A 24,861-nucleotide genomic window follows, 5' to 3' on the forward strand; every position below is an offset into this window, starting at 1 on the left:
AGTGAATATTACGGCACGAACAGCCTCTTCCCGCACCCGATATGTTTTTCAGGAAAAATCGGAGAGGCGACAACTATCCTGACACCGGGGGGCCCCATGCCTGGAATGAGCGAGCCAGACGGTTGATCATGCACCATAATCGGCTACTCGATGTGATTGAGGCGTGGGTGTGGCTGGCCGAGGCTCACATGTTTGCTCGCCGGCTTACAACTTGATTTTGTCTAACCCCTCTAACCGAGCACTTATCTGCTGACAATTATTCCGAAGGGAATCAACAAAATGTTCCACGGTAGACGATTCGGGTCGGTGCAACGGCCGTACGACACTTACACAGTAAGAAATTGAATGTGAAAAGCGACGAATCTGCAAACCTCGCCCGACATAGTCGAGGGCTGTGATCGGATTCACAATGGCAACGCCCACCCCCAGGTTAACAGTCGCACACACGGCGCTCGCGTTATGTGTCTCTACCACCAGCCGTCTTTCAATGCCTGACTGGTGGAAGATAGCGTCCGTTTTTCTTCTGTAGGGATCATCCGCCGCAAGGTAAACAAAATTTTGCCCCTCGAAGTCTTGTGGCGTGAGGACCGTTTTCGCATTTAATTCGTGATCAGACGGTAAAACGCACACCACGTCGAGGTTCAAGAGTGTTTCGATGTAGGTGCCCGGGGGCGTTTCCAGGGTTTCAGTCAACCCCAGGTGATAACGCTGAGCAGTCAGCGACTCCTCGAGGGCGGGCGATTCCTGGGGCGTGATATTGATGCTGACGCCAGGAAATTTACTGCAGAAATCCTGGCAGACCTGCGGCAACAAGGCATTCGAGAAAGCCGGTATGCACGTCAACGAAATTTGCCCTTGCCGAAAATGCCTGATGGCCTCGACGGCATTTTTCACACGGGCTAACCCCACATAGCTGCGTTGAACTTCATCGAACAACATCAGCCCATGCTCAGTCGGAATCAACTTTGCACCCGCGCGCTTGAACAACGTCAACTGAGTCAGCGCTTCGAACCGGCTGAGCTCTCGGCTGATGGTAGGCTGCGAGGTATGCAGAAGTTCAGCGGCAGCCGTCGCGCTGCCTGTCGTCATTACCGCCCAAAATACTTCCACATGGCGAAAACTGAAATTCATGAGCCAACCCTGCGATGAATCGAACAAGCCATACCATATCAGAAATGAATAGCCAGCCACTAAATTGATATTTTTACTTTGTTTTTTTGCTGAGCATACTTTCCAGGTACTCGAGACTTTAGTGATCAGGGTGATCGCTACATGAGTGCGCTTATCGCGTCCTGAATAAAATAACTCTATAGCGAGCGGGCGATGAAATACCGGCGATTTGGACGACTGGAATGGAATGTTTCTGAAGTTGGATATGGAATGTGGGGGGTCGCGGGAGGTGAAGGGGGTTGGACCGGCTCATCCGATGTCAGCGGCATGGCGGCGTTGGAACATTCGATTCAACTAGGCTGCAACTTTTTCGATACGGCGTGGATTTATGGTCGTGGCCACAGCGAAAAAATGCTTGGGGAAGCATTACGAAACCACCCAGGCAAAACCTTATATGTAGCCACTAAAGTTCCCCCCAAGAACCGCGAGTGGCCCTCTCACCGGGGTGACCGTTTAGACCAAATTTTCCCGCCCGACCATATTGAAGAATATGTCGAGAAAAGCTTGCAGTCACTAGGCTTGGCGTCCCTGGATTTACTGCAATTTCATGTCTGGGAAGATGCGTGGGCTCATGATGAATCCTGGCTACGCGTGGTGGATGACCTCAAACGGCAACGCCTGATTCGCGGCATAGGCATCAGTGTCAATCGCTGGGAACCCACCAACGTACTCGACACACTGAAAACAGGAATGATCGACGCGGTACAGGTGATTTATAACGTCTTTGATCAAGCGCCTGACGATGAATTACTTCCGTTATGCCGCGAACTGGACATTGCCGTCATCTCCAGGGTGCCCTTCGACGAAGGCTCTCTGACGGGGAATTTAACGATCGATTCCACGTGGCCTGCCGGTGATTGGAGAAGCAGCTATTTCGTGCCAGAAAACCTGGCAGCGACGGTGGCGCGGGTCGAGTCTTTGAGACGGGCTCTTCCCCCCGATACTCAGCTATCGGACGTCGCGCTGAGGTTCATTCTTTCCAACGATAACGTCGCAACGACTATTCCTGGCATGCGCTCTATTCCACATGTCGAAGCGAACTTGGCGTGTTCTGACAAGGGCAAGATAGAGCCTGCGTTAATGACGCTACTACGACAGCACCGATGGGACCGTGAACCGACCGCGTGGTCGCAGTAACAGGCGCGAAGCGAAACTGTTAATAACAACAACTCTCTAAAGGACTACCGCGTGAAATTCTCGGATTTGAAAGGTAAGAAAGTTGGCATCTGTGCCTCCGGTGGCCTGGTTAGCTTATTCATCGCGCAGCGTTTGAAAGAGGAGCACGTTGACGTCGAACAGTTCATTGTCGACATTGGTCAACCGGGCGATGAAGCACACGAGTTTTGTGCAGACAACATCGAACTGATGCAGGCCGTTAATGTCATTGATTTGAAGGAAGACATTGCGCTCAGCTTTCTCCACGCTGTACGTGCCCAGGCGCAGTACGACGGTGGCTACTGGAACACGACTGGCATAGCCAGAGCCGTAACTGTTAAAGGCCTGGTTAATGCATTGCGCGACCGTCAGTGCAGTATATTGGCCCATGGCGCTGTTCATGGCGGCAACGATGAATTCCGCTTCAATTACTATCTGAAAATGTTTGCGCCAGAGATCACGCCATTTTCTCCCTGGGAAGACCCAACCACGTCAGATCGTTTTCGAACCCGCGTAGACATGGGCGACTTTGTTGCCGACGCCGACGAAGCCATGATGCGTACGAAAGCCCATCATTCCGTTGATGCCAACGTCGGCGGTGTGTCGCATGAGAATCGCGAAGTTGAGGTGCTCTCAAATTCACCCGACATGATCAGCCCGATCATGGGCGTCAGGGTCATGGATGCGCCCGACGTGCCAGAGACTTGCAGTATCACCTTTAAGCAAGGTATTCCTGTTGAGATTAATGGTCAGTCAGTGAGTTACTACCAAGCACTCGCTGAAGCCAACAGGATCGCGGGCCGCAATGGGGTGGTCTTGAAGAACGTGTTGGAAAACCGAATGAACGGCACTAAAGGCCGTGGCTTATACGAATCTCCGGGGCTGGACATGCTCGGCATCGCAGCGAAACATCTACTGCAAGCAACGGTCGACAAGGACTCATGGGAGGTCCTGCGGTTTTTGTCACCCTTTATCGCACGTCAATCGTATGCAGGTCGTTTGTATGACCCCGCCACGCAGGCCGCATTGGCCAACGTAGCCGTATTGACTGAACAGGCGAATGGCACCGTCGATGTGATCGCTTATAAAGGCAACTACATGGTTGACCGCGTACGCGAATACTCCAAGTCGCGCTTCACCGCACAGCAATTCCGTTTCGCTCATGGCGGGCAAAAGTGGATCACTGAATCCGTTTAAGCCATGAGGGGCTGACTGTCCTGGCATCCTGCACGTATTGTTGAAATAAAGGTTAACTATGCAGCACAGACTAATTGTTTTGTGGGCCCCTCCACGCTCGCTTTCCACCGCATTTGTACGTGTGATCGCCGCGCGTGGTGACTTCACTATCTTGCATGAGCCTCTGTGCGATCTGTCGGCGCGTGGTATATACAGCCATCCGCAGACGGATCATTCAACTCAGACGTTGAAAAACTCAACGGAGCTTTTCAATTATGTACAGGCATTGCGCGCGCAACGTGCTGTGTTCATCAAGGACACCTGTGAGTTTGACTATCGTCATCGACTGACGGGAACGTCTTATATGCGCGAAGCGCTACATGTGTTCATGTTGCGCAATCCGGAAAAGGTTATTAACTCACACTACTATATTAACCCAGACCTTACCTGCAGCGAGGTGGGCTACCAACACTTGGCTGAACTCTATGATGCCGTGAAGGCGGAGTCGATACATTCGCCCTTGTTCGTTGATGCGGACGACATGATCCTGAGCCCTGAGTGTGCAATTTCGAACTTTTGCAGGGATGCTGACTTGCAGCACCTGCCCTCTGCTCTCCAGTGGCAGAGCGGACACTTGGATGTGTGGGAGCGAACCCAGCATTGGCACTTGGATGCAGCAAACAGCACAGGCATTGCGCCGATCAAAAAGCAATACAGCACGCGTGTCGACAACCACCCGGTACTGCATGAATTCTACTTAGAAAATATGCCGCATTATGAGTATTTGAAGCGTGAAAGGGAGGCTGTACTAAACAAGCACCTTGGCGACCTAAGGTAACGAACGAAATGCATATAACTGATGTGTCCTGTGACCTGACCTGGCAATTATTTCCCGTGGAACAATCTATGCGCAGCGCTAGATTGAAACAAAAACCTTGTGTGCTTTGGTTTACGGGCTTGAGTGGGGCTGGAAAGAGCACCGTGGCCGGTCTTGTAGAATCGCTGTTATTTCAGAAAGGTTACCTGACTTACGTGTTGGACGGGGATAACGTACGTCATGGGCTATGCCGTGACCTGGATTTCACCCACCAAGGGCGAAGTGAAAACATTCGACGGGTGAGTGAAGTCAGCAAGTTGCTGGCTGACGCGGGCTTAATTGTATTGACCGCGTTTATTTCTCCTTTTCGACATGATCGTGCCCTGGTAAGAGCGCTGATTGGCGACAGTGATTACGTGGAAATCTTTATCAATGCCTCTTTTGATGTGTGCGAGGCACGCGATCCAAAAGGGCTCTATAAAAAGGCCAGGGAGAAACAGGTCGCCGAGTTTACCGGCATTGATTCTCCGTATGAACCACCGGTACATCCCGAGCTCATCATCAATACTGACACTCAAACCGCAATTGCTTGCGCTGAAAAGATTGTCAACTATTTGTACAGCACGGGTCGGTTGTTATTGGAATCAACGGATGACTGCTTATCCCGCGAGCGTGTCAGTGCACGCAGTTAAGCTCATCAATTGGAGGAAGCAAGATGGACCATTTTAATTTTGTCGACGGTCATTTACATGTGGAGCACCTCGATGTTCGTCAGATAGTCGAACAGCATGGAAGCCCCGTGTATGTCTATTCAGCACACACCCTGAAAAATCACTACACCGTGCTGAAAGATGCTTTTTCCGCCCTCTCGCCGTTGATTTGTTTCTCAGTTAAAAGCTGCAGTAATCTCAGCATCCTTAAGCTCTTGGTCGATCAAGGATCAGGGCTGGATGTGGTCAGTGGCGGTGAGCTCTACCGGGCACTGATGGCGGGAGTGACTGCGGACAAGATTGTGTTTGCCGGGGTCGGCAAGTCGCGTGAAGAAATTCGCTACGCGGTTGAAGCTGGCGTCTTCCTTTTTAATGTGGAGTCTGAAGGCGAGCTGCTGCGTTTGGATGAGGTCGCCACGACGGCCGGTAAGCGTATAAAAGTGGCCATTCGTATCAATCCGGATGTGGCGGATGCTGGCACCCCTGAGAAAACCTCAACAGGCGGCCGCCAGACAAAATTTGGCATACCGATGGAACACGCCTATGAACTTTTCGAGCCGAAGCGTTACTCAAGCGTCGATGTCGTTGGGATCCATATTCACCTTGGATCGCCGATTCCATCGGCTCAGACCTATTTGTCTGCCATCGATAAGATCGAGGACATGATTAACCGACTTAAGGCGGCTGATTGCGCGATCGAATTTGTCAACATTGGCGGAGGTTTTCCAGCGCAGTATGGGACCGAAAGCAATCCCGTTGGCTCATTAACTGAAACGGGAGCACTTATTTGTCAGCGTCTGCAAGGGCTGAAACAGCGCGGTATCCGCTTCATCATTGAACCGGGTCGTTCGATCAGCGCAAATGCCGGTATTTTGCTGACCACCGTCGAATACATTAAACAAGGCTGGGATCGAAAGATCGCTATTGTCGATGCGGGCATGAACGTACTGCTGCGGCCCACCCTGTATGGTGCCAACCATGTTATTTGGCCAACCCATTTTGACAATTTTTCTGGCCATTGGACTGCGTTAACCCAGAGCGCTCAGCAGTCCGACGTCACTCACCTGGAGGAGACCGATATTGTTGGGCCTATTTGTGAGACCGGCGATCACTTTGCATTAGGTCGAGCATTACCGGCGTTTGACAATGGCAGTGTATTGGCGATTTTTTCATGTGGTGCGTATGGCATGAGTATGGCCAGTCAATACAACTCCCGTGGGCGCCCACCCGAAGTCCTGGTTGAGGGAATCGATGCCAAGTTAATACGGGCTCGTGAGACTCACGAAGATTTAGTGGCTCACGAATTATGTGGCTTGGACAACGCTTGACGCTGACGCACTGCGGCGGCTCTCTAAATAGATTGGAATGTGACCATGACTCACAACATCGCAGTAATCGTCGATGCGTATTCCACTGGCGCGAAACTGGCCGCTAAGTTTCATTCAGAGGGTGTAGCGGTCCTGCACGTCCAAAGTGCCTCGCCCATCATTGATTTTTATATCAACGATTTCAGGCCCGGCGACTTTATCGCCAACGTGGTATTTAACGGTTTGGCCGAATGCCTAGTCGAAATGAATCGATGGTTGAACGGCATCAAGCCTATTTGTGTTTTGGCCGGCGCCGAAACGGGTATTGAACTTGCGGATCTGCTAGCCGCCGAACTCGGCGTGGAGGGAAACTCCACGGAGACGTCGCGTGTTCGGCGAGATAAATACGCAATGGCCTGCGCGCTTAAAGAGGCGGGGTTAGCCACACCTTATTTTCTGCGCACAGACAATTTACACACGTTGACTGAATGGGCCTCAGGCCACTGCTGGCCAATTGTTCTGAAGCCCTTAGCCAGTGCAGGTAATGACAGTGTATTTTTCTGCAATGACCGAACCGAACTGGAAAGTGCTTTTCACTCCATCTATAACAAAGCCAACCGCTTTGGTGGGCACAATAACCATGTGCTGGCACAGACCCTTTTGAAGGGTACGCAGTACGTCATTAATAGTGTTTCAATCGACGCGCAGCATTATATTTCTGATATGTGGATCGATCGCCGCAAAGTGATTGCCGGCGCCTCAAATATTTATGATTGCGAAGAACTTCTGGCCTATGAGGGCGAGGTGCAGGAGGCTTTAGTCAGCTATATGAAACAAGCGCTTGATGCGCTGGGTGTGCGCAATGGGCCCGCTCACTCCGAAATCATGATGACTGCTGAAGGGCCGGTGTTGGCCGTTAGCTGTCAGTCACTCCATAGTCCGCACACCCCCACGAACTATGCCGCAACCGCTGATCGCCCCACCCTTGCTCCGGCGCATGGCTCACCACCACTGGTGCAGTTGCACTCCCGAAACTGGGAACGACCCACTACGACAGTAAGTCTACCCGTCTCTACCCATCGTTAAGGTACAGCGCAATGGACAAGACAATCACCCTGGATCAACTGGCTACCACTGACCTTCGATCGATCAATGAAATATGGCTCGGCGGGGCGCATAGACCGCTATGTCTATGGCGTGGTGAGCAAGTCTTCACCCATGAAATGCTCAGCGAAGGCACCCACGATCAAAATGTCCGGCGCCTGTGCTTGCAGTTGGTCAACGCTGACGATCAAGGTGAAGTCGCCAGCGTTGAGTCGATCGCGCGCCAACGGCTGGAAAAAATGGGGAAGAACGGCGAGTTCTATCCGGCTGAGGATGTGGACACTCATCAATAGTTGCCCCGCTTGGCCAGCCTCAGACGCCAATTCCCACCATGTTCGAGACGGCATTCCTCCTCGGAATCGAATCCTACGCAGCGGTGCAGTAACGGCAGATCCACACCGGCATCGCTCAGCGCGGTGCCTGTCAGTTCACGCATTCGCTGGTCTTCTCCCTTGGCCAGGGCTTGCTCCTTGTTTGATCGGGTATCAAAAACCCAGATCACTCGCAGGCTTTGGGGGAAAGCGGCGTAGTTCACTTCGTGGGTCAGCCATTCAAAGCCAGAGATTTCAGCCTTGGCGGTTTCACAGGCTTCGGTCAGGGCGGCAACCAGACGACGTCCGATACCTGCGCTGTCGCGTTTGGTGGAGGGCATTGCGGGCTCCGGTGGGAAAGCGAAAGATGAACCAATAATAAATATCACAGAGTGGCTTTATGCGATCTAGTCTCTATCAGGCAAAACAGCAGCTCATAGGGACAGTAAACAGTACCCATCGCTTAACTAATCGAGGGATCGAACATGTTGAAGTCACTCAATATCATGGCAACTGGATTGGTGTTGGCCGGAATAATCTCCACCAGTACTTACGCAGCCGACACACCAAAAGCTGAAGCGGCGGCGCGCGGTCAGAGTATCGGCACCGCAACAGTTGCAGCGAATGCTCCAATGCCATGCCCACCTGCAAACCGAGGGGCCAGCGCGACGGGAACCGCGCCTGGCACCGATCATGCTGCCTGCACAGCCGCCAAGAATAATGCGAGACAGGCATTGCGCGCCCGCGTGCCTCAAACCTGCGCGGCTTACATTTCGTCCACCAGACCCTGCGAAGTCGTTAACTAACGCACCTTGGGTTCAGCTTGAAAAGTCCGCCGCAGAACCTGCGGCGGCAACCAAAATCGTAGGTTTAGCAGGCGCCCTCCTTCAAAAAACGTTGTTCATGATCGGGGTCGGGCAACAGGCAGGTGTCATATTTTCCGAAGAGTCGATAGCGGTTTAAAGCAATGCGATCGTAGGCCCAATCCCGAATTGGACGTGGGATGCCACGCAACAGCCCCAGTGGGCGCCAGCCGGCAGGCAGTTGGGCAATGATTTCGAAAACCGCATCTGAGCGCACCCAGTAATGCCGGTCACGAATTACCGCCATGGTATCGAACTGATCCAACGGCAGCCCTGCCCAGGCGAGCAGCGCCTGGCCCTCTGGCGACTGTACAGCCGCCAATCGCACGCGCCGTTGACGATCATGGCGAATCAGGAACCGAGCCCAGCCATTGCACAGTTTGCACACGCCGTCGAAGAGCACCACGGTCTCGCCTGGTTTGAGGAATGGCGCGGGTGAGGGGCGGGTTTGGGAGGCGGGCATGAGCATGGGTCCAATCGGGCCGGGTTCATCAGGACCGACTTACCTTCAGCCCTTCAACTCACTGGCCCGATTGCTCGCCGCATCATCGTAAGCCACATATAACGACTCGGCGATTTGGCTCTTGATAGCCTTGCTGGATTCCAGGCCCAACACAAAACCCTCGGCTTTGCCGCCGGCGCGGTTGAGTTCTTCGTGGGTGGAAGCGCCGGTGATGGCGTCGAGGAGTTTGGCAGCAACGGGGCCGACGCCTTTGGGCAGGGAGATTTGGTCGATGGACATGGCGGTACCTTTAAAAAATGAACGGTAGCGCATAGATCACTGCCGGGATGGGCATGGTAGACCAGCTGGCAAGGAAAGGGGCTACTTTGCGCCGAAAGTGGCTAAATACCTGCCCCTCTCGCTCAGCCTCACACAACCCATTGCGCCGTTACTACGCCTGCGCCGCGCGCCGCGCATACATCGCCCGTTCCGTCTCCGCCGTGGCCCGCTCACCTTTGTAGGTCAGTTGAATGATAAAAAACCGTTCCCTGCCACCCTTCACATCCGAGGGGTCATAGGTTCTGAACAACGGCGCCAGATCAATGGTCTTGGCGAAATTTTCGTTGGTCAGGCTGTAGTAGCCCATGCCGCTGCCGGACCAGGGCGAGCCGGCGTCTGTCATGTCGATGGCGGCGTTGCGGAAGGTCACGGCGGCCGCTTTCAAATCAACGGAGCCATTGAGCAGTTCGGTGAGCCGCTTGATATTCGCGTCGCTCAGTTGACCGGCCTTGTCGATGACTTTCAGGCGGCCATCGGCTTCGACGGTAAAACCATAATCGGTTCTGGCCAGGTCGGGGGCGGTGCTCTTTAGGTTGGATGCGAACGCGGTGAAGGCGCCTTTGAGCACCGCCTGGGCACTATGGAAGCGGTCGACGAAGCGAGGAAACTCCGGCGATTCGGAGCGCCCGACCCACACGTCGGTCACCTGCGGTGGCTCGCTCGCGGTTTGGGCGGCTTCGCTGGGATGATAGACCGCAGCCGGCCCGGCATCTGCCAAAGGTTGCTTGGCCGCCTCCGGCAGTGCCTGGGGCGTCAGTTTCTGCTCGGAAGGCGCAAGTCGGATATTGGCAGGGGCTATAGGGGCAGCGCTGACGGAGAGTGTCATTTCAATCGGTCCATGATCGGCGGGTTCATGGAGGTTATCGACGTGAACGGCTCGATCTTTAGGCCCGCTGGGGACGTAAACAACCGTCGTTGAACCTCGAGCACCAACGGCCTGGGCGCGCCCACCTGCCTGCCTTCAATCAGCCGCCTGCGACAACGGTCGCGCCACCTGCTCCAACGCCTTGCGCTCGGCCGCCACACCCCAAACTGCCTGCACCAGGGCAGCCGCACACATCAACGCTGCCCCGATCAAATACCCCACAAACAAACTCCCGCGCTGTTGCGTCTGTATCAACTGCCCAAACAAGGTCGGCCCGATGATCCCGCCCAGCCCGGTGCCGAACGCATAGAACACCGCAATCGCCAGCGCGCGTATTTCCAACGGAAAGGTCTCGGCCACGGTCAGGTACGCCGAACTCGCCGCTGCCGAGGCGAAGAAGAAGATCACCATCCAGGCCACGGCTTGCTGGGTCACGTCGAACCAGCCTTGCTGGAACGCATAGCCACTGAGCGCCAGCAACACGCCGGAGGTGGCGTAGGTGAAGCTGATCATCACGCGCCGGCCGACCACGTCAAACAACCGCCCCAGCAGCAACGGCCCGCAGAAGTTGCCGAGGGCGAGCGGCAAGACGTACCAGCCGACGCGCTCGGCGGGCACGTCGTAGAAGTCGGTGAGCACCAGCGCGTAGGTGAAGAAGATCGCGTTGTAGAAGAAGGCCTGGGCGGTGAGCAGCGTCATGCCGACCAGGGCGCGACGGCGAAAGCTGACGAACAGGGTGTGGAAAATCTCCGCCAGCGGTGTGTGGTCGCGCGCGTGCAGCCGCAACGCTGGGCCGCTCACCGGCGCCAGTGCGTGGCCTTGTTCGCGCAGGCGCGCTTCGATGCCGTCGACGATGCGCCGCGCTTCGTCGTGTTGGCCATGGATCAACAACCAGCGCGGGCTTTCCGGCAGCCACAGGCGCATCACCAGGATGATCAGGCCCAGCGCGGCACCGATGCCGAAGCACAGGCGCCAGCCGAGGTCGCCACCTACGACCTGCGGGTCGAGCAACACGATGGCGCCACCGGCCCCCAGGGCTGCGCCCAGCCAGAAGGTGCCGTTGATGGTCAGGTCGACCCAGCCGCGATAGCGCGCCGGGGTGAATTCCTGGATGGTCGAGTTGATTGCGGTGTATTCGCCGCCGATGCCCATGCCGGTCAGGAAGCGGAACAGCAGGAAGGTTTCCAGGTTGAAGGAGAACGCCGTGGCTGCGGTGGCGCCCACGTAGAGCCACAGGGTGATGAAGAACAGTTTGCGTCGCCCCAGACGGTCGGTGAGCCAGCCGAACAGCAGCGCACCCAGCACGGCACCGGCGATGTAGACGCCACCGGCAAGGCCAATGTCGAGGTTGCTGAAGTTCAGGCCGGTGCTGCTTTTCAGCGCGCCGGACACCGAGCCGGCCAAGGTCACTTCCAGGCCGTCGAGCAACCAGGTGATCCCGAGGGCGAACACCAGCAAGGTGTGGAAACGGCCCCAGGGCAAGCGGTCCAGGCGCGCGGGCAGGTCGGTCTCGAACAGCGTGCCAGGGGTGTTTGAGTGTGGCTGGGTCATTGTCACATCCGTCCATGTGCACTGCCTCGTCCAGTTAGGAGTGAGGCTGTGGCGAGGGAGTTCAACGTGGTCGCGCTGAACGAACGGCGGATGGGTGGAGTCGCAGTATCAGGCCCCGGCAAGGAACCCACTGATGCCTCTGAATAATGCTGCCCTCGCGATGCTGCTCACCCTGGTCGCCAGCACGGCGGCCATGGCCCAGGAGCCGCTGCGACTGGAAAACCTGAAACGCTGCGGCGACCTGCTGCAAAGCCGGGAGCAGGATTGGTGCCTGAGTGCGCGCGGGCTGGGTGAAGCAACGCCGCAGGTGAAACTGGCGGGCAAGGGGCTGCCGGCGCAAGCCCTCCAGCGTGACGGCGACCAGTTGCGCCTGCGCCTGGACAGCACGCACTACCAGAGCGGCCCGCTGTGGCTCGAAGACGGCCCCCGCGCCAGCAACGCGGCCTGGCTGACCCTGCGCAATAGCCATGTCGTCGCCGCCGGGCCCAGCGAAGTGGCGAAGAACATGGACGGCCTGACCACCTATGTCGACCTGGTCAGCGTGCTGATCGAGGAAGACCACGATGGCCGCCAGGAAGCCGAGCGCCTCGCGCGCAAATACGGCGCGAGCGTGGTCGGCAGCATCGCGCCGCTGAACCTGTTCCAACTGCGCCTGCCGGCCACCGACCTGCTGCAGCGCGACGCCTTGGTGCTACGCCTGGGCAGCGAGACCAGCGTGGATGCGGTGGTGATCGAAGAATCCGCCGCCGAAGAAACCGAGCACACTGCCGCGCGCCACGAAAAACCGCAGAAGCCATCGCCCGACTCCGATGAATGGGCCGCCAACCGCTTTCTCGATGCGGTGGCCTTTTACCAGCGGCGCATCCCGGGCCAACACACACCTATCACGCCGCAACCGGTGCGCATCGGCCTGATCGAGCGCGGCGTGGATTTCGACACCGCAGATTTCGCCGACTACCTCGGCGCCTGCGCCCCCAGGCGTACCTGCGTCTACGCCCGCGATACGGGTGCGGCGAGCAGCCATGGCACCACCGTCGCCGGTATTCTCGCGGCAGGCTGGGACAACGGCGGCAACACCGGCTTTCTGCGTGGGCTGGACAAGGCCGGCGGTGGCTTTGACGTGATTGTCGAGCGCAACTCCGATGCCGGCATCACGGCCAATATCGCCGCCTCGGTCAACCTCGTGGAGGACGGGGTGCGCGTGCTCAACTGGAGCTGGGGCATTCATCGCGTCGGAACCAAGGACGTCAATGGCAATGACGTCGACTCGCTGGTGCGCTCGGGAATTGCCATGAGTGGCTACGAAGAGCTGCTCGAAGAGTTCTTCCTGTGGCTGCGCAAGGAACACCCCGATGTAATCGTGGTGAACTCCGCCGGTAACGGTTCGGCATTCTCTGGCAGCGACGAGTACCGCCTGCCCTCCTCCTTCATCACCGAGCAGTTGCTGGTGGTGGGCGGACACCAGCGTAACGTGCGTGGCGGCGTCGCTGTCGATGACCCAGCCTATGCCCTTACACGCAGCTCCTCGAACGTGGACATGCGCGTCGACATCACTGCTGCCGCCTGCGCCCACGCGTCCACGCCCGACGCCGGCCAGGAAGGCGCCGTGCATTGCGGCACCTCCTACGCCACGCCGATGGTCGCGGGCTTGCTGGCGGCGATGCTGTCGATCAACCCGCAGCTGCAACCCGAACAGCTGCGCATGCTGTTGCGCCGCAGCGCCATGGCGATCGGCGAGAACCACGACTTCGAACGCAGCGACGCCCAGGACCTCACCGCGCCGATCCTTCCGTCGGAGCGCAACTACCAGCTCAACGACAAGGACGTCGGGCGCTCGGCTCGGCTGGATATGCAGAAGGCGCTGGACCTGGCGGCGCAAAGCCGGACGCGGGTGCGCTGAACCGCATCTGATCATTCCCACGCTCTGCGTGGGAATGCCTCCTGGGACGCTCCGCGTCCCACCTACTGCGCACAGATGATCAGGAATGCTCCAGCGCCACCGGTTTGACCGCCTGCCCCTGCTGACGCGAAGTGACCAGGCCGATAAACGAGATCACCAGGGCCAGGCCAATCGTCGAGGACACTTCGGTGCGGTGTTCCGGCGTCACCATCATCACGGCCAGCGCCGCGCAGATGAACACGATGACCAGATAAGTCAGCCAGGGAAACAGCCACATGCGAAAGGTCAGCTCGACGTTCTGCTTGAGCAGCAGCCGACGCATGCGCAGTTGCGAGATGGCGATGACCAGATACACCAGCAACGCGATGGCACCGGAACTGGCCAGCAGAAACTGGAACAGGCCAGCGGGCATGAAGTAACTCAGCAGCGTCACTCCCGCACCCAGGATGGTGCTGGCAATCACCGCCGCCCTGGGCACGCCCGCCACTGAAGTGCGTTTGAGGGCGCGTGGCGCATCGCCGCGTTTACCCAGGGAGAACAGCATGCGCGAGGAGATGTAGATCGAGGAGTTCATGCAACTGGCCACGGCGATCAATACCACCAGGTCGACCATGAACTTGGCGTTGGGGATGTTCATCAACTCCAGCGCGCGCTGGTAAGAGCCCACGGATGCCAGCAGGGGATCGTTCCAGGGCACCACTGAAATAACGATCGAGATCGACAACAGGTAAAACACGCCGATGCGCCAGATCACCGAGCGGGTCGCCTTGGCGATGTTCTGCGCCGGGTTGTTCGATTCGGCAGCGGCGATGGTCACCGCCTCGGTCCCGATAAAACTGAACATGATGGTGATGAACGCCCCTACCACGGCCGACAGGCCATTGGGTGCAAAGCCGCCGTGCTCTTGCATCAAGCGGCTCAAGCCGCTGGCTTCACGATCCGGAATCCAGCCCATCAGCACGCTGAACCCCAGGCCGATGAAACCGACGATGGCGATGATCTTGGCCATCGCGAACCAGAACTCGAACTCGCCATATTTGGCAACGCTGAACAGGTTGGTGATCACCAGCAAAATGATCGACAACAACGCAAACAACCATGCATCGACCTGAGGAAACCACTGATTGAGCACATGCCCGGCAGCCAGCGCCTCGATCGGAATCACCAACACCCAGAACCACCAATACAACCAGCCAATGGTGAAGCCTGCCCAACGGCCAATGGCCTGGTCGGCATAGGTGGAAAACGAGCCGGTGTCGGGGCGCGCCACCGCCATCTCGCCGAGCATGCGCATCACCAGCACCACCAGCAGGCCGGAGCACAGATAAGCCAGCAACACCGCTGGCCCCGCCGCCGCGATGGCATGCCCGGAACCGACAAACAACCCCGCGCCGATGATGCCTGCGATGGACAACATGGTGACGTGGCGCGGCTTGAAACCCTGCGCCAGCTGAGCGTTGGAATCGTTGGAGTTGAGACTATTCATTGTTTTTGTGGTTCTCGGGCGACCAATACCCCTCACCTTAAGTGCGCAGGACAACGCCAAAGTAGCCTGAGCGCGGCATCATCGTGTCTGATCTCGACATCGGCCAATCGACTGCAACGTTTGAGGGCATAGCATGCGCACCGGGCAATCAATGGGGACGCATGATTGCCCGACAGCCCATCACGCTGCTGTACCGGACTTGAATAGCTCGCTCATGAGGTCAGTTGCCGCCCCATGCCCGAAGACATCAGCGGAATCACGCTGGGAAGAATCCAGTGTGCCTTCGGCTCTGATGCTTTGCCCGGTATAAACCAATGTTCCTTCCAGCACTTCGACCGCGCTGTGATAACCCAAGCCGACCAAAAATGCACCCGCCCCTGCCGCACGCGCATAGCGCTGGTCCTGCTCGGCCGGCGCCAAGACCGACATAGGCATGATGGTGCCACCGTCCTGAGCGCGCGGACCGTCGGGCAGCGCACCCACGTATTGATCGTGTGCGCTTACGCCGCGCAGCATGTCCCAAGCCTGTAAAATCTCGGACGGCGACGCTGACATATGCCCGACAAGCGGCTCGGTCGTTTCTTTGACACGGGCCGTCCCAATGTCAAAAACCGCCCAGCGATTGTCAGGAATACGTTCAGATGCGGGGACATTGAGTGCCTTATCCGCTTCCAGCCCGCTGTTATGTACGCCTGCTCGAAAAGGCATGTCGGCCGGCGAATTGAACGAACGGACCTTTCGTTCAGCGCGTTTATCCGGGCCGACAACCGCAGAGCCGCCTTGCTCACGCATGCGCTGGATGGCGATAGTATCCGGCACCTCCAGCCCCTGGGCTTTGAGCAGATGGTTGAGGGCTGTCATCAGCCCCTCGTCTGCATTGCCGGGCGTGGTGTAAAACCCGCCGATATCGCCCATCAGTGCGATAACCACCGCTCTATCGGTGGCGCTCGCAGCCACGCTGCCCGTTGCCGCCTGCGCGCCTGCGGCTCGCGCCAATGCTGCAAGCAAGTCATCCGTCGTTTTTCCAGCCAGCAGCCGTCCTTCCCCCAACAAATGAGCACCCATCATTTTCTGATGTTCTGCGCTCAGGTTCGAGACCACGCGATGCAACACCTTGGCTGCCGCCGCAAGCTCTCCGGTCAAAATGTCACTGGGCTTGTAAAGCACGTTTCTCGCCGCGACGGTCTGTGCGAAGGCCAACTCTTTGGTGGTCGCCCGGGAAGCCTGTCGTGCCGGGTCGCCATGGGTGATTTGCAGGTGAGCGGCGTCCTTGGCCTTAAGCACATCATTAAAGGCAGCGGCGTCTTTCGCGGCATTTTCCAGGGCGTGATAATTCATGAAAAGCTTATCGCCAATATGCTCGAACCCGGGTCTACCCGAAAAATCCTCGAGCAGTTTATTCTGGACCTTCGGATGCGTCAGCGCGTATGAAATTTCATCCATCGAGTGCCCGCCATCCACGTAAATGAACAGCAAGGCCTGGATGGCCAAATAGGTTTCAAGGTCGTCAGGGTGTGTATCGGCATGCACCGCTTTGCAAGCACGTACCGCCCCCTGTTCAATCACGATTGAACCCGACGGCCCGTTGACGTAAGTCCCTGTGCCTTTTTCAAAAAGCGTCTTCATATAAGAACCGGGTTGAGATGCATCAGGATGTTCAGGATCCTGCATCTCAAGCCTGTCGGGGCAACGGGTGCTGGCGCTGGCTAACAACTGGTTCTTGTAGTCATTTTCATACGTAATATTAAAAGGTTCGTTCAGGCGCAAATCCCTGGGCGCCGCGTCGATGTTTCGCAAAATACCGACGTTGTAACTGTCTGCCTGCCTGAACAGGTTGCCTTCTCGGGCATTGAGTTCTATACGGCCTTTGCCCGGTGCCCTGATGGGATCAAACACACCGTCCCAATGACCTGCCGGGAGTTTTGCCTCGGCATCCGGTTCATTTTTCAGCGCGTAGCTCAAATATCGGTGTTTGTAGATATCAAACAAGGCCGCTCTGGCCTCGGGTGAAATACTCAAGGTTTCCAAGGTTTTCTCGGCACGCGTGTAGAAACCCTGAAGCTGATCCAAACCGACGATGCGGGTGTCGAAACTTTGATTTTTCCAAGCGGCCTCATATTTCTCGAACAACGGTGCGCTGACATAGTTGTCCTTGATGTAATTCACTTGGTTGTTTGAGATAGCGCAGAAGGTTTTATAAATGTCCGGCGAGCGGAAGTAATCCTGCAACGCATGTTTGGCATAGTAGCTTTCGAATGCACGCCGTACCGGGTCGTTGACCATTTTCAGCTTCATCGCACCGTCAGCAGCTTGCGCTGAGCCGTTGGCGACCAGCTTGACCAGCTCTGCTTTACGCTGATCAGGATCGTGGATACCGCGCAGTCGAGTGAGAATTTTCTGAGTTTGGGTTTCAGTCGGCCCCGCCATCCTGAACCTGTTCAACCCCAGGCTCAGCGCACCATCCTTGATTAACGCCTTGCCCGGCAAGATACGGTCCTGAGAGTATTTTTCAACGATATCACTGGTGATAACGGCGTTATAAATGGCGCCATTTCTGATTTGCGCGGGCTGCGCGTCGCCGTAGAGAAAACTGACCGGGCGCGCCTGCCCCTCAGCGTTGAGCGTGACTGTGGGCACTGCGTTCGACTGCAGTTCAATTGGCTTGTTTTTCAGGTAATCGAAGTTCTTCACGAACTCGACATTCTTCAAGTTGCTGTCAGGGTCAGACGCTAGCTCGGCCGACGCTCTTAAAACGGTAGTATTGTTAATCGGCACAGTGTTCACTCCCATTGGATAAGATAACTAACGTCGGACGATGCTTACTTGAAAATGCCGTGCAGCGATATCATCAGCCTGAAAAACCCATCCAACGCCCCCTGCAGATGTGTGGCTGAACCACTGCACGTATCATCCAGCAAAGCCTTGACTTCGTAACCACGTAGACCTTTACCCAACACGGCCTGGCCCGTGACTACCGATGGCAATGGGTATTGCAGGGCAAGCAGCAGTTTTTCTGCATGATTATTCAGCGTGGCGCCGTTCAAGGTAGTTAACTCACTCCACATCCACACCCTGTGATGAACAGCAGTCAGCATGATCGGGCTGATAGTTTTAAAGTTAAGTACGATCGACGAGTGACGATCAAAGTGCCCTATTTGTTCTTGGGGCACGCCAAAATCCAATAAAGTCTCGCGTAGTGTTTTCGATATATCAGAATTCACAGCCTATGCCCTCAAGCGTCAGCCACTGTGCCTCAAGCGGTTATAACCGACCTTCCTGAATTATCCAGATGCCCCCTTTCAATGCATGTAAGAGGGGCGGACTATGAGTGGCGAACTTCCACAAACAGTTCCACCTGGCAACACACGCACCGTTCGTGCGTTAACCCGCCTGCATCATCATCTGCCACAAGGAAGCCCCCACGCCGGTGATGCTCTCGCCGGCGATAAGCCCGGCCGCTGCGGTAATCGCAAAACGCTCGGTAAGGCTTGGCCAACGGCAGCTGATCACCCAGGTCACCACCGCCCCCAACGCCATCATCAGCGACACGGAGGCCGGCAATACAAACGCCAGTCCCAGTGCCGCCGCGCTGGGCAGATAGCGGGCACGATCGACAGGCAACATGCTGTCGAGCACACCCAGCACTGCACCGATCAAGGCCGCGATGGCAATCGCCCAGCGAATGCTCGGCGACAGTGAGTCCAGCCCGTGGGTCAGGGTTTGCGCCACGGCTTTCCAGGTGGCCACGGCCGGGGCCGGCCATTGCTCGGTGAGCAGCATGCTCTGGGGGTCGGGGATCAGTGCCAGGTAGGCGAATACGCCGACGATGCTGCCGACGATAATCCCCAGGATTTGCGCGATAACCTGCTTGTGTGGCGTGGCGCCAATCGCCTTGCCCACCTTGAAGTCGTTCATCAAGTCCGTGCATTGCCCGGCCGAACCGCCGGCCGTGTTGGCGCTCATCAGGTTGATCGGCACCTGCCCCGGCGCGGCGATGCCGAAGCTCAGTTGGGACAGCTGACCGATTGCGCCAATCGGCGGTATACCAGTGGCCCCCACCACCCGCGCCGCCACGGCAGCCAGGCAGATTGCCAGGGGAATGGTCAACAGTGCCATCCACAGGTTGATACCGAACAACAGCGCCTGCAGGCTCACCACCAAGCCGATCGCCAGGATGAAGCCGGCGGCAGGGCCCGGCTTGGGCAGCGTCCACGGCGTGCCGCCGCCCGCCCGGGTGGAGCGATGCAGCGCCCACAACCGAATCGCCAACGACGCCAGGGTGGAACACACCATCAGGCTCACCCCTGGCCACAGCAGCCATTCCACCAGCGCGGCAAATTGTGGGCCGCTGCTACCCGCCGCAATGTTCACCAGTCCTTGCGCCAACAGCCATGGCCCCAGCCCGCCCCAGGCCAGCACGGCGCCGAGCAGCAAGGTCAGGCCGACGCGAATGCCGATGATGCCGCCGAACCCCAGTAACAGCAGCGAAGGGTCTGCGCTAAACGTCAGGCGCTCAAGCTGTGCGGTCGGCGACCAGCGCGGCAGCGCCCACAGGAAGGTATCCACCCACTTGACCAGCCCCGACAAAATGGCGGCGCTGAGCAGCACTTTCAAGCGTGTCGCGGCTTCGCGCCCGTGGTTGTAGATGTGCAGCAAGGTCTCCAGGGTGGCCATGCCTTCGGGAAACTTCAGCGCCTTGTCATTGAGCAATGAGGGCCGCAGGTACCACGCGATCCAGATCCCCAGGAAGCTCACCGAAAACACCCAGGCGATCATCGGGATTGCCTCCAGCTGGTTGCCCGTGAGCAAGGTGTAAGCCGGGATGGGCGCGACCAGCCCGCCGGAAATGATCGACGCGGCGGCCGAGGCGACGGTCTGGTTGATGTTGCTTTCGTGCAGCGTCCACGGCACCGCCGCAGCAGAGCGCTTGGCCAGGCCTTGCCAGACCGCATAGCCAATCAGCAACGCGATGATCGACATGTTGAACGACCAGCCGATCTTGAGGCCCGCGTACACATTGGACGGGGTCAGCAGGATACCGAGCAGGACCCCGGTGATGACTGCCCGCAGGCTGAGTTCGCGTTCTACGGGGAGGGTTGACGAGATGGGATGCATGCAGATTCCTTTCGACCAGAAGACAGCGCCACTGGTTAAGTGAGCGCTGCCTGGCGCAAAGGTTCAGCGGTCCTTCATGCGCCTCTATTTGGCGAACGCATACTCACCGCCCTGCTCCACTGCCTTGCGATAAGCCGGTCGTTGCTGGAGCTTGTCTACCCATGCCGCCAGGTTCGGGTACGCCTGCAGCTTGCCCTGCGCCTTGGCAATCTCGCCGATAAAGCTCATCTGGATGTCCGCACCGGTCAGCTCGTCACCCACCAGGTACGGGGTGTGCCCGAGCACGTCATTCAGGTAGCCGAGGTAGTTGGCCAGCTCTGATTCAATGCGCGGATGCAGCGGTGCGCCGGCTTCACCCAGGCGCCCGACGTAGAGGTTGAGCATCAACGGCAGCATGGCCGAGCCCTCGGCGAAATGCAGCCACTGCACGTATTGGTCGTAGCTGGCGCTGGCCGGATCGGGTTGAAATTGACCGTTGCCGTGGCGGCGGATCAGGTAGTCGATGATGGCGGCCGATTCAATCAGTACACGGGAACCGTCCTCGATCACCGGCGATTTGCCCAGCGGGTGAATGGCCTTGAGCTCGGGAGGCGCGAGGTTGGTTTTCGGGTCGCGCTGGTAGCGCTTGATCTCGTAGGGCAGGCCCAGCTCTTCGAGCAACCAGAGGATGCGCTGGGAGCGCGAATTGTTGAGGTGGTGAACAGTAATCATAGGGGGGCAGCTCCGTTAGGGTTAAGGAGAAGACTACACGACGGCGGCAGAGTGCCCTGAATGGGCGCTCAGTCCAATCGAAACCGCGCCGTGTTAGCACTCAACGCCCGGCTGCCCTTGCTCAGGCTGTCGGCGGCCTGATTGACTGCCCGTGCGCCGTCGAGCAAGCGCCCGGCCGCCTGGTCCACCTGCTGGATATTGCCGCTCACCTCGTCGGCCGTCGTTGCCTGTTCTTCCACGGCGGCGGCGATTTGCGCCAGGGTGTCGGTGACGTTCTGCACGGCACCGGCGATTTCGCCGAGGCGCGTGCCCAGGCCGGTGACGGATTCGGCGTCACTGAGCGCCTGGTTGCAGGCGGCGCCCATCAGGCTGACGGCCTGGCTGACCGTGGCGCGCAAGCTGTCCACGGTGCTGGCGATCTGCGCGGTGGACGCCTGGGTGCGTTGCGACAGGCTGCGCACCTCATCGGCGACCACGGCAAATCCGCGGCCTTGCTCGCCGGCGCGGGCAGCTTCGATGGCGGCATTGAGGGCCAGCAGGTTGGTCTGCTCGGCGATCCCGCGAATGGTGTCGACCACCGATTGAATCTGCTGGCCCTGCTGGCTGACTTGTTCCAGCGCGTTGGCGGTGTCGGTCAGGCGCTGATTGAGTTGCTGGATGCTGGCCGTGGTGCGCTGGCTGTCGCGGCTGCTGTCCTCGGCGATACGCCGGGTCTGCTGGGCGCTGTCGGCAGCCTGCTCGCAGCTTTTGGCGACGCCCAGGGAGGTGGCGGCCAACTGGGTGGCGGCCGCAGCGATCTGGCTGATCTGGTGCTGCTGGTCTTCGACTTCGGTGAGGGTGCTGCCCGATTGCGCGTTGAGAGTGAGCACGGTGGCGCCCAGCTGCTGGGTTTCATGATTGACGCCGAGCAGGCTGGCGCGCAGTTGCACCACGGCAACGTTGAGCGCCGTGCTGATAGCGGCCAGCTCGTCGCGCCCCTCCACCGCCACTTCGACGCGCAGGTTGCCGTCACGCAAGGACTCGGCCAGCGTGGTGATGCCGCTGGCGCTGCGGCGGATCGACGCTTGCAGGCAGACGAACAGGTACAACGCCGCCAGCGCCAGCAGGCTGAACGTCGCCGCCACGGGGATGAAGTGCTGCAGCGAGCGCTCACGGTAGTAACTCAAGCGCGCGTCGAGCGAATGCAGCGACTGGCTGCGCAACGCACCCAAGGCCGCGAGCATGGCGTCGACGCTTTGGTCGAACGCGGCGGTGTCGAGCTTGATGGTGCCGCCGAAGACGCCGTCGTCCAGGGTCTTCAGCTCGCTGTCCAGGCGTTGCAGGCTGGTTGTGTATTGCACCGTCCAAGGCTCCAGGCCTGGGTATTGCCTGGCTTTGAGCGCGCCGGCCGCCTTGACCAACTGGTCGCGCGCATCACCGATACGGCCGCGCAGGTCGCGCATCTGCAAACGGCTTTGCAGGGTGAACTGGCCCGAGGCGATCGAGGATTGGCCGACGCTGGCCGTGCGCCCGATGCGCTCGATCAGGTCCGGGGTGTGCTGGCTGGAAATCTGCATCAGCAGGTAGGTTTCCAGCCATGGATCGAGGATCAGGCCGGCGTTCAGGGTGATCTGTTCGCGCAGCGATTGCATGGCGGTCAGGGCCGCGGTGAAGCGGTCATAGCCATCCGGCCACCAGCCGACGGTGCGCAGGGCCTGGGTGTCCATGCCCTTGACCGCGGCCTGCAAGGTGTCGAAGCGCGCCAGGGTATCGGCGCTGGCGTTATGGGTTCTGAGCGCGTCGCCCAGGGTTTGCAGGCCTTGTTGGATCACTGGGCTGCCAGCGTCGACCTTGTCCATCGCGGCCTGGGCGGCAGGGGTTGGCGTATGCAGAATATCCAGGGCTTTCCAGCGGGCGGCCAGGTTGCGTTGGGCGGTCAGTTGCACATCGAGCGAGTCCAGCGCCAACAGTTGGCGCACACCGGACTGTTCGCTGGAGATCACCGCGAGTTTGTCGCGGTAATCCTGGCCGATCATCCACAGGCTCCCGGCCAGCGGCAGCATGAACAGGAAGAACAGCACCTGGAACTTGCGCGCGAAACCGAACCGCCCAAGCAGGCGGATACCCGGTGATAAAAGTCTTTGCATGCCCTGCAACTCCCCTGAACGAACTCAAGCTTCACAGCGTGTGAAATAACTAACGGCAAAATGCCATGTCATTGATTAGCAAGATATGGGCCGCAGGTTGAAACCTTGGCGATAGGCGTGATAGCACCGCGAAACCGGCGGGCGGTGCGCGAAAATGGGGCAAAAGCACTCAGTGGCGGGCACGCTCTGTAACCGCCGGGGACAAAAGTTTCGGGGGAGCTACGCTGTACGCGGCGGCGTTCAGCCCAGCACATGGGTAATCCATTGGATTTGCTGGGCAATTTCTTGCCGTTTTGCTTGCGGCACCGACTGCCTGGCCTTCGCAAAACCGGCAAGCGTCTTGTGCTTCTCGCACAGCAGGCGTTGCCATTTCGCCACGAACATCGGGGTGCGCGCCTGCAGGTGCAGCGGCCCGAAGTACAGCTGCTCATCGGTATAGCTCACCGGCCCGCTACGTTCGGCGACGATGATTTCGTAGTAGAAGCGGTTCTCATGCAGCAGCTCCTCGTGCAGGATTCGGTAGCCATTGTCCATCAACCAGTGGCGCAACGGTTGCTCGCCGCCGTTGGGTTGCAGGATCAGGCGTTCCTGGCCGCTCAACCGCGCTTTACCGCTGTCGAGGATGTTGCGGATCGTCTCGCCGCCCATGCCGCACAGGCTGACGGCGGTGATGGCGTCGTCCGGCTCGATGGCTGCCAGACCATCGGCCCGGCGTACGCGGATGCATTGCTCCAGGTCGTTGGCGCGCACGGTGCGCTGGGCCGCGTGAAAGGGCGTGGCCGCGACCTCTCCCGCCACGGCCCCGGCAATCACACCACGACCCATCAGCGCCACCGGCAGGTAAGCATGGTCCGAGCCGATATCAGCCAGGCGCGCGCCAACCGGCACCCATGCCGCCACGCGCTCCAGGCGCATGGACAATGTGTGTTCGTTCAACAGGGATTCCTTGTCATTCGCCGGAAAATCGATCCCGGCTATTGGTCAAATGCAGCACCATCGCCGCCCGCGCGGCATCCGGATCCTGGCGCTTGAGCGCATTGAAGATCGCCTCATGCTCCAGGTTCGCTAGTTGCCCCAGCTTGGCAAAATCCGCGCCGCCGCGCTCGGCGCCCAGCACCAGGGTGCGGGGGATCATCGCAGTGCCCAGGTGCTGCATGATTTCGCTGAAAAACGTGTTGCCGGTGGCCTCGGCGATCAGTTGGTGAAAGCGCTTGTCTTCTTCCACGCAGCTGTCGTTGTTGGCCAAGGAGGCCTGGTAGTCGTCCAGCGCCTGACGCATGTGCGCCAGTTGCTCGTCGGTACGGCGCAGCGCGGCCAGCGCCACGGCTTGCACTTCCAGGCCCAGGCGCAGCTCCAGCATGTTGCGCACGCTGGCGACCGTGTCCACATGCAGGCGCAAGCCTTGCTGAGGGTGTTGCGCCAACACGAAGGTGCCGATGCCGTGGCGCGTCTCCACCAGGCCAGAGGCTTGCAGCTTGGAGATGGCTTCACGCACCACCGTACGGCTGACCCCGTGCTCAAGCACGATGGTGGATTCGGACGGCAGTTTTTCACCGGGTTTGAGCTGCCCGAGCAGGATGCGCTGGGTCAGTGCGTCGACCACGCCCTGGGCCAGGTTGGTGGAGCGTTTGCGCACAGCGGGGGCGTTTTCAATGGGCATTGCCAGGTTCCACGGGGTTGGGCTGGTGGGAGCTTAACACTGGGCTCAGGCGC

Annotated in this window: 22 protein-coding genes and 1 pseudogene; 9 read left to right on the forward strand and 14 right to left on the reverse strand. The window is 58.5% G+C overall.

The genetic code is table 11. From position 1 onward, the window contains the following. Window positions 1–95: 95 nt before the first annotated feature. Window positions 96–215, forward strand: a pseudogene (locus C4J85_RS18110) (IS5/IS1182 family transposase); the annotation flags it as partial. Here the strand turns inward: C4J85_RS18110 and C4J85_RS18115 are convergent. Further along, window positions 205–1,131: a LysR family transcriptional regulator gene (locus C4J85_RS18115; protein WP_124367711.1), complete on the reverse strand. Its 927-nt coding sequence runs from the start codon at window positions 1,129–1,131 to the stop codon at window positions 205–207. The pseudogene C4J85_RS18110 and the gene C4J85_RS18115 overlap by 11 nt on opposite strands. A gap of 192 nt (window positions 1,132–1,323) precedes the next feature. Here C4J85_RS18115 and C4J85_RS18120 point away from each other — a divergent pair, with 192 nt between their 5' ends. Genes C4J85_RS18120 through C4J85_RS18150 form a run of 7 tightly spaced genes read left to right on the forward strand, consistent with a single transcriptional unit; the run spans window position 1,324 to window position 7,732 of the window. Beyond that, entirely contained in the window at window positions 1,324–2,307 is a 984-nt protein-coding gene (locus C4J85_RS18120; protein WP_124410393.1) for an aldo/keto reductase, read from the forward strand. A 51-nt stretch (window positions 2,308–2,358) separates the two neighbouring features. After that, a complete protein-coding gene (locus C4J85_RS18125) occupies window positions 2,359–3,522 on the forward strand; it encodes an argininosuccinate synthase domain-containing protein (protein ID WP_124367713.1) in 1,164 nt (387 codons plus the stop codon). A 58-nt stretch (window positions 3,523–3,580) separates the two neighbouring features. Next, a complete protein-coding gene (locus C4J85_RS18130) occupies window positions 3,581–4,339 on the forward strand; it encodes a hypothetical protein (protein ID WP_124367714.1) in 759 nt (252 codons plus the stop codon). A gap of 8 nt (window positions 4,340–4,347) precedes the next feature. Continuing rightward, on the forward strand, window positions 4,348–5,010 hold the full coding sequence (gene cysC / locus C4J85_RS18135) for an adenylyl-sulfate kinase (RefSeq protein ID WP_124410394.1): 663 nt from the start codon (window positions 4,348–4,350) through the stop codon (window positions 5,008–5,010). 23 nt (window positions 5,011–5,033) lie between these two features. Continuing rightward, window positions 5,034–6,356: a diaminopimelate decarboxylase gene (gene lysA / locus C4J85_RS18140; RefSeq protein WP_124367716.1), complete on the forward strand. Its 1,323-nt coding sequence runs from the start codon at window positions 5,034–5,036 to the stop codon at window positions 6,354–6,356. A gap of 45 nt (window positions 6,357–6,401) precedes the next feature. Further along, window positions 6,402–7,421: an ATP-grasp domain-containing protein gene (locus C4J85_RS18145; RefSeq protein WP_124410395.1), complete on the forward strand. Its 1,020-nt coding sequence runs from the start codon at window positions 6,402–6,404 to the stop codon at window positions 7,419–7,421. A gap of 11 nt (window positions 7,422–7,432) precedes the next feature. After that, complete coding sequence (locus tag C4J85_RS18150) at window positions 7,433–7,732, forward strand: hypothetical protein (RefSeq protein WP_124410396.1); 300 nt, start codon at window positions 7,433–7,435, stop codon at window positions 7,730–7,732. Here C4J85_RS18150 and C4J85_RS18155 read toward each other — a convergent pair. The 5 genes from C4J85_RS18155 to C4J85_RS18175 form a co-directional block, all read right to left on the reverse strand. Beyond that, window positions 7,726–8,091 (reverse strand): hypothetical protein, encoded by a 366-nt coding sequence (locus tag C4J85_RS18155; protein WP_124410397.1) that lies wholly within the window; start codon window positions 8,089–8,091, stop codon window positions 7,726–7,728. The genes C4J85_RS18150 and C4J85_RS18155 overlap by 7 nt on opposite strands. Before the next feature lie 529 nt (window positions 8,092–8,620). Then, window positions 8,621–9,076: a thiol-disulfide oxidoreductase DCC family protein gene (locus C4J85_RS18160; protein WP_124410398.1), complete on the reverse strand. Its 456-nt coding sequence runs from the start codon at window positions 9,074–9,076 to the stop codon at window positions 8,621–8,623. A 45-nt stretch (window positions 9,077–9,121) separates the two neighbouring features. Beyond that, window positions 9,122–9,355: a hypothetical protein gene (locus C4J85_RS18165; RefSeq protein WP_124410399.1), complete on the reverse strand. Its 234-nt coding sequence runs from the start codon at window positions 9,353–9,355 to the stop codon at window positions 9,122–9,124. Between the two features lie 151 nt (window positions 9,356–9,506). After that, the gene (locus C4J85_RS18170; protein WP_124410400.1) at window positions 9,507–10,220 is read right to left on the reverse strand and encodes a hypothetical protein; all 714 of its coding nucleotides are present in this window, start codon (window positions 10,218–10,220) and stop codon (window positions 9,507–9,509) included. Window positions 10,221–10,355: 135 nt separating this feature from the next. Beyond that, on the reverse strand, window positions 10,356–11,810 hold the full coding sequence (locus C4J85_RS18175; RefSeq protein ID WP_124410401.1) for an MFS transporter: 1,455 nt from the start codon (window positions 11,808–11,810) through the stop codon (window positions 10,356–10,358). 133 nt (window positions 11,811–11,943) lie between these two features. On the opposite strand from C4J85_RS18175, the gene C4J85_RS18180 reads away from it, so the two are divergent. Then, window positions 11,944–13,710 (forward strand): S8/S53 family peptidase, encoded by a 1,767-nt coding sequence (locus tag C4J85_RS18180; RefSeq protein WP_124410402.1) that lies wholly within the window; start codon window positions 11,944–11,946, stop codon window positions 13,708–13,710. Window positions 13,711–13,789: 79 nt separating this feature from the next. Here C4J85_RS18180 and C4J85_RS18185 read toward each other — a convergent pair whose 3' ends face one another. The 8 genes from C4J85_RS18185 to C4J85_RS18220 all read right to left on the reverse strand — a co-directional run bounded on the left by C4J85_RS18185 (window position 13,790) and on the right by C4J85_RS18220 (window position 24,808). Beyond that, window positions 13,790–15,196, reverse strand: coding sequence for an amino acid permease (locus C4J85_RS18185; RefSeq protein WP_124410403.1), 1,407 nt, complete (start codon window positions 15,194–15,196; stop codon window positions 13,790–13,792). A 180-nt stretch (window positions 15,197–15,376) separates the two neighbouring features. Next, entirely contained in the window at window positions 15,377–17,971 is a 2,595-nt protein-coding gene (locus C4J85_RS18190) for a hypothetical protein (protein ID WP_124410404.1), read from the reverse strand. A gap of 44 nt (window positions 17,972–18,015) precedes the next feature. Next, entirely contained in the window at window positions 18,016–18,366 is a 351-nt protein-coding gene (locus tag C4J85_RS18195) for a type III secretion apparatus InvB (protein WP_177413570.1), read from the reverse strand. A gap of 211 nt (window positions 18,367–18,577) precedes the next feature. Further along, on the reverse strand, window positions 18,578–20,311 hold the full coding sequence (locus C4J85_RS18200; RefSeq protein WP_124367731.1) for an OPT family oligopeptide transporter: 1,734 nt from the start codon (window positions 20,309–20,311) through the stop codon (window positions 18,578–18,580). Between the two features lie 84 nt (window positions 20,312–20,395). Further along, window positions 20,396–21,022: a glutathione S-transferase family protein gene (locus C4J85_RS18205; RefSeq protein ID WP_124410406.1), complete on the reverse strand. Its 627-nt coding sequence runs from the start codon at window positions 21,020–21,022 to the stop codon at window positions 20,396–20,398. A 68-nt stretch (window positions 21,023–21,090) separates the two neighbouring features. Then, entirely contained in the window at window positions 21,091–23,148 is a 2,058-nt protein-coding gene (locus tag C4J85_RS18210) for a methyl-accepting chemotaxis protein (protein WP_124410407.1), read from the reverse strand. Window positions 23,149–23,388: 240 nt separating this feature from the next. Then, complete coding sequence (locus C4J85_RS18215) at window positions 23,389–24,084, reverse strand: tRNA (adenine(22)-N(1))-methyltransferase TrmK (RefSeq protein WP_124410408.1); 696 nt, start codon at window positions 24,082–24,084, stop codon at window positions 23,389–23,391. A 13-nt stretch (window positions 24,085–24,097) separates the two neighbouring features. Then, window positions 24,098–24,808, reverse strand: a complete 711-nt coding sequence (locus C4J85_RS18220) for a FadR/GntR family transcriptional regulator (RefSeq protein ID WP_124371317.1) — start codon at window positions 24,806–24,808, stop codon at window positions 24,098–24,100. Window positions 24,809–24,861 lie beyond the last annotated feature (53 nt).

Source organism: Pseudomonas sp. R4-34-07, assembly GCF_003852375.1.
Taxonomy (GTDB): Bacteria; Pseudomonadota; Gammaproteobacteria; order Pseudomonadales; family Pseudomonadaceae; genus Aquipseudomonas.

What these genes read in the sequence shown, in the direction of transcription:
- C4J85_RS18185 (WP_124410403.1), bottom strand. Translation starts at nt 15,196, where the DNA reads ATGAATAGTCTCAACTCCAACGATTCCAACGCTCAGCTGGCGCAGGGT.
- C4J85_RS18130 (WP_124367714.1), top strand. Translation starts at nt 3,581, where the DNA reads ATGCAGCACAGACTAATTGTTTTGTGGGCCCCTCCACGCTCGCTTTCC.
- lysA (WP_124367716.1), top strand. Translation starts at nt 5,034, where the DNA reads ATGGACCATTTTAATTTTGTCGACGGTCATTTACATGTGGAGCACCTC.
- C4J85_RS18205 (WP_124410406.1), bottom strand. Translation starts at nt 21,022, where the DNA reads ATGATTACTGTTCACCACCTCAACAATTCGCGCTCCCAGCGCATCCTC.
- C4J85_RS18170 (WP_124410400.1), bottom strand. Translation starts at nt 10,220, where the DNA reads ATGACACTCTCCGTCAGCGCTGCCCCTATAGCCCCTGCCAATATCCGA.
- cysC (WP_124410394.1), top strand. Translation starts at nt 4,348, where the DNA reads ATGCATATAACTGATGTGTCCTGTGACCTGACCTGGCAATTATTTCCC.
- C4J85_RS18210 (WP_124410407.1), bottom strand. Translation starts at nt 23,148, where the DNA reads ATGCAAAGACTTTTATCACCGGGTATCCGCCTGCTTGGGCGGTTCGGT.
- C4J85_RS18150 (WP_124410396.1), top strand. Translation starts at nt 7,433, where the DNA reads ATGGACAAGACAATCACCCTGGATCAACTGGCTACCACTGACCTTCGA.
- C4J85_RS18120 (WP_124410393.1), top strand. Translation starts at nt 1,324, where the DNA reads ATGAAATACCGGCGATTTGGACGACTGGAATGGAATGTTTCTGAAGTT.
- C4J85_RS18220 (WP_124371317.1), bottom strand. Translation starts at nt 24,808, where the DNA reads ATGCCCATTGAAAACGCCCCCGCTGTGCGCAAACGCTCCACCAACCTG.
- C4J85_RS18200 (WP_124367731.1), bottom strand. Translation starts at nt 20,311, where the DNA reads ATGCATCCCATCTCGTCAACCCTCCCCGTAGAACGCGAACTCAGCCTG.
- C4J85_RS18155 (WP_124410397.1), bottom strand. Translation starts at nt 8,091, where the DNA reads ATGCCCTCCACCAAACGCGACAGCGCAGGTATCGGACGTCGTCTGGTT.
- C4J85_RS18145 (WP_124410395.1), top strand. Translation starts at nt 6,402, where the DNA reads ATGACTCACAACATCGCAGTAATCGTCGATGCGTATTCCACTGGCGCG.
- C4J85_RS18175 (WP_124410401.1), bottom strand. Translation starts at nt 11,810, where the DNA reads ATGACCCAGCCACACTCAAACACCCCTGGCACGCTGTTCGAGACCGAC.
- C4J85_RS18180 (WP_124410402.1), top strand. Translation starts at nt 11,944, where the DNA reads ATGCCTCTGAATAATGCTGCCCTCGCGATGCTGCTCACCCTGGTCGCC.
- C4J85_RS18165 (WP_124410399.1), bottom strand. Translation starts at nt 9,355, where the DNA reads ATGTCCATCGACCAAATCTCCCTGCCCAAAGGCGTCGGCCCCGTTGCT.
- C4J85_RS18160 (WP_124410398.1), bottom strand. Translation starts at nt 9,076, where the DNA reads ATGCCCGCCTCCCAAACCCGCCCCTCACCCGCGCCATTCCTCAAACCA.
- C4J85_RS18115 (WP_124367711.1), bottom strand. Translation starts at nt 1,131, where the DNA reads ATGAATTTCAGTTTTCGCCATGTGGAAGTATTTTGGGCGGTAATGACG.